3 protein-coding genes are annotated in these 3662 nt (G+C 37.5%); all 3 read right to left on the bottom strand.

The features are described from left to right. A partial coding sequence (locus E1171_RS05045; protein WP_155204713.1) for an efflux RND transporter periplasmic adaptor subunit occupies positions 1 to 1351 on the bottom strand: 1351 nt, incomplete at its 3' end. A 135-nt stretch (positions 1352 to 1486) separates the two neighbouring features. After that, the gene (locus E1171_RS05040; protein WP_155204711.1) at positions 1487 to 2827 is read right to left on the bottom strand and encodes a TolC family protein; all 1341 of its coding nucleotides are present in this window, start codon (positions 2825 to 2827) and stop codon (positions 1487 to 1489) included. 121 nt (positions 2828 to 2948) lie between these two features. Beyond that, complete coding sequence (gene sdaAB / locus E1171_RS05035) at positions 2949 to 3623, bottom strand: L-serine ammonia-lyase, iron-sulfur-dependent subunit beta (RefSeq protein ID WP_155204709.1); 675 nt, start codon at positions 3621 to 3623, stop codon at positions 2949 to 2951. Between the last annotated feature and the right edge of the window lie 39 nt (positions 3624 to 3662).

Below are 3662 nucleotides of genomic sequence, written 5' to 3'. Positions count from 1 at the left end.
TTTCGGAATTCTCTTTACCCTTGATTACCTCTCCATCTTTTAGTCGCTTTGAAACTACAGTAAAAGGACCTGAAACAATTTCTTGACCTTCTTTCAATCCCTTTTTTATTTCTATTTTATCGAAATCACTAATACCTGTGGTAACCTCCACCATTTTGGCTGTGCCATTTTCATTTACAAAAACTACCTCTTTCTTTTCAGCTTTCTTTTCGTCCGAATTCTGAGTGTCCATGCTTGCTTCCATGGTTTTCTCTTCCTCTTTGGTCGATTCCTTGAGCGGTTCACGCATTGCAACTGCTGAAATAGGAACTGTTAAAACATTTTCTTTTCGTTTGGTGATTATTTCCACACTAGTTGTCATACCAGGTCGGAAAGGGAAATTATTACCTTTTTCTATTTGTAGATCTTTGAAGGAATCATTTAAGATTTTAATTTTTACTTCAAATTCGGTAACCGCATCTGCTGATACAGCATCATTTGCTGTATTTGCAATGGAAGTTACTACTCCTTTAAATATTTTTCCCATGTAGGTGTAGGAGTCAACATCAATTTCGGCGGTATCGCCCAGAGCCACTCGAATAATGTCATTTTCATTTACATCCACCCGGGCTTCCATTTGATTTAGGTCAGCAATACGAAGCATTTCGGTTCCTGCCATTTGAGAAGTACCTACCACTCTTTCTCCTTTTTCAACGTCCAATTTTGAAATAGTACCAGTTACTGGTGCATAAATTGAGGTGAATGAAAGGTTTTCTGCTGCCTCTCTAACGGATGCCTCAGCACTTTGTACCGAATATTGTGCAGCTTTAACGTTTTCTTTGGAAGATTTAAAATCTTGTTGAGCTACTTTGAAGTTAGTCTCTGCTGCCTGGAAATCAGCATCTGAAATAGCCTTTTGATCAAATAATTTTTTATTTCTCTTAAACTCTAGTTCATTCTGTAACAATTGGGCTTCAGATCGAGCCTTTCTGGCTTTGGCATCAGCAAAATTAGCTTTCTGTTGATTTAAAGTAGCTTTAGCTCTTTCCAAGGCAGATTCAAAGGTATCGGGTTTAATTTTGATTAATAATTGTCCTTGCTCTACAGCATCTCCCTCCTTTACCAGTAGTTCCGTGATTTCTCCGGAAATATCAGGTGATATTTTTACTTCTGTTACTGGTTGAACTTTTCCTGATGCAGTTACTTTTTCAATGATGGTAGCTTTTTGGGCTTTCACCAAGTCTACCAAGGTTTCTTTAGGCTTACCTATCCACCCTTGTTTTTTACCGACTACCATTACTAAAATTAGTAATACTGCGATACCGATTAAACTATACAGGAGTTTATTGGATGATTTTTTCTTCCTTGCCATGAATCAAAAGTTTAATAATGTAATGCTTTTTTATATGGGAATATTAAAATTGAATACTACTTTATTCTTTTTGAAAAATATTTTCCTTTTTTATATTCGTTGATTTATCTTCTTAACTACTAAGTTTATTTCAGCTTATTCCAAGGTGATGTCTTTACCTTGGTAAAAGTCTAATAATTTTAGTTTGAAAATATATTCAAATTTAGATTTTACCAAATCTGTTTGGGCAGCAAAAAGGTTATTACTAGCTACTTGATAATCTACGGAGTTCACTGCACCCAGGCTATACTTTTCTTCCATTACCCGGAATACCTCTTCCAGGGATTCCGTTCTTTTCAAAGCGGCCTGATATGAGGAGGAAGCGGCTAGGGCATCTGTATAAGCCCTTTCAATGGTTTGTCTGAGGGTGTTTCTTTGCTCGGTAGCAGTAATCTTAGCAATTTGTGTATTTAGGGTAGCCCTTTGAACAGAAGAGCGGGTACTTAACCCATTCAGTAGGGGAACCGATAAATTTAAACCAATGGATTTTCCTTGATTGTTTTTAAATTGTGTTCTAAAAGGAATATCAACACCTTCTGCTTCATAATAATTGGTTGAAATATTGGCCCCAAAAGATAATCGTGGTAAATATGCTCCGAAAGCTATTTTTTTACCCAATTTTGCACTTTCCACTCCAAGGTCGGCACTTTTTATCTGGGGTTGTATTTTTTCAGCTAGCATATAAATATTTTCGGGATTACTACCCTCCAGGCTATATGGAGTTAAAAGGATTTCAGGAACCTCAATGTCAAAATCTGCACTGGCGGGAATTTGAAGCGATTGCTTTAATTCCAAAAGGGCCATAGTAGTGCTATTTTTTGCGTTGACCAATTGATATTCATTATTGGCAAATTGGGCTTGAATTTCCATTAAGTCGGATTCTGCTTTTGCCCCCGCCTGGTATAGTTTTTCAATTTGTTCCAATTGTTTTGCCGTCGATTGTAATTGGAAATTAGCATTTTTTACCATTTCCTTATTGAAAATGATATTTAAAAAGGCATTGACTACTTGTAAGCGAATATCATTTTTGGCCTTTTCCAGGTCTTGACGAGCTCCTTCAAGGTTGGTATTACTCTGTCGGATGCTGTTGATCAATTGAAATCCATTAAAAACGGTAATGGAAGAACTTCCCGAAAGGCCAATAGAGTTTGTGTTGACGTTTCGAAGGGTGTTATCAGCGCTCGGGCTAAGTCCATAATTCTTATAGTAAGAACTACTAATACTTGCTGAAGGTAAAAGGCTAGCTTTAGCCTGGGTAACAGCCACCTTATTCTGCTGTACACTTAATTCTCCCCGTCTTACGGTAAGGTTGTTTTCCAATGCGTAATCGATGCATTGTTGAAGATTCCATTTTTCAGACGTATTGCTTTGTGCAAAGCCGGAGAAAGCCAGGAACAGGCAGGTAGCAATCAGGCCAATTGTTTTCTTGTTGATCATAGTGTAAATGATTTCTTAAAAAGACTGTTAATAGGAGCCTGAAAGCAATTGATTCCCTTATTATTCTTGCTTAAAAAAATGTAAAAAGAATTTGATTTTCAATTTGCTCCTATTTATTTAATCAATCGATATTCGGAATGTAAATTAAATTATGCACCCAATTAAGGCTATTCAGATATTCAATGGTTAAAGGTCTTAATCCACTATCCATTTCCAATACTTGGCATGCGATATCATTTTTTCCTTTTCTGGAAACAGACATGGTAGCAATATTGCAGCCATCCTGAGAAATAACATCTGCTATAAAAGCAATACTTCCCGGGCGATCATCTGCCGTAATGATTATCGTATGAAGGTTAGCTGAAAAACCGGCCGTAAATCCATTGACCTCAGTTATGCGGATAACGCCGCCTCCTCTGCTTTCCCCAATAACCTCTACCTCTTTGTTCCCTGATTTCAATACCAGTCTGATGGTATTTGGGTGGAAAGTGGAGGCATTCCCTACCGATTTGAAGGTATATTTTAAACCTTTTTCTTTAGCATGGTCCAAAGATTTTTTGATGCGTTTATCATCGGTTTTAAAGTCAAGTAAACCTGCAATAATGGCCCTGTCACTCCCATGGCCTTCGTAAGTTTGTGCAAAGGAATTGTAAAATGTAATTTCAGCCTCCTCAGGTTGGTCTCCCAATACCCGAATGGCGGCTCTGGCGATTCTTACAACTCCGGCTGTATGCGAGCTGGAGGGCCCGATCATTACCGGCCCAATCATATCAAAAACGCTGCTTCTTTCTGCCATTTTTTAAACAAATAATTTTTTTCCTTTTCTATCCTCAAA

Origin of the sequence: Xanthovirga aplysinae (assembly GCF_009711365.1) — a bacterium.
In the GTDB taxonomy this organism is placed as follows: Bacteria; Bacteroidota; Bacteroidia; order Cytophagales; family Cyclobacteriaceae; genus Xanthovirga; species Xanthovirga aplysinae.
Note: the sequence above shows the minus strand (reverse complement) of the source record. Positions and strands in the feature narration are given on the sequence as shown.

What these genes read in the sequence shown, in the direction of transcription:
- E1171_RS05040 (WP_155204711.1), bottom strand. Translation starts at nt 2,827, where the DNA reads ATGATCAACAAGAAAACAATTGGCCTGATTGCTACCTGCCTGTTCCTG.
- sdaAB (WP_155204709.1), bottom strand. Translation starts at nt 3,623, where the DNA reads ATGGCAGAAAGAAGCAGCGTTTTTGATATGATTGGGCCGGTAATGATC.